The 586-nt window shown below is 56.7% G+C and carries 1 protein-coding gene; it reads right to left on the minus strand.

The features are described from left to right. The coding region (locus tag AC1DRJ_RS31725; protein WP_477805575.1) for a thiamine pyrophosphate-binding protein at positions 1–584 on the minus strand (584 nt) is incomplete at its 3' end. Positions 585–586 lie beyond the last annotated feature (2 nt).

Raw genomic sequence — 586 nt, forward strand, 5'->3', positions numbered from 1 at the left:
TGCCCGGAGTGACCGCGAACGGCCGGGCTGTAGGAACGCAGCTTGGCTTTTTTCGGGAAGATGTATTCGAACTTCTCGGCCGGGTTGGTCATGTCTTTCGGGATATCGACAACGACCGGGCCCGGACGACCGGATTGCGCCAGATAGAACGCTTTCTTCATGACTTCCGGGATTTCCGATGCGTGCTTGATCATGAAGCTGTGCTTCACGATCGGCCTGGAGATACCGATCATGTCGGTTTCCTGGAACGCATCAGTGCCTACCATGTTGCTAGGCACCTGGCCGGAAATGACCACCATTGGAATGGAGTCCATGTAGGCCGTGGCAATACCGGTGATGGCGTTGGTTGCACCCGGACCGGAAGTCACCAGTACCACGCCGGCTTTACCGGTGGCACGGGCATAACCGTCAGCCATATGGGTCGCAGCCTGCTCGTGACGAACCAGGATGTGGGTCACTTCCGGCTCTTTGAACAGGGCATCGTATACATGAAGAAGAGCACCACCCGGGTACCCGTAGATATATTTGACGCCTTCGTCACGCAAGAAGCGGACGAGCATCTCACCGCCAGATAAAAGCTCCACGT

Source organism: Pseudomonas sp. P5_B2, from assembly GCF_056400445.1.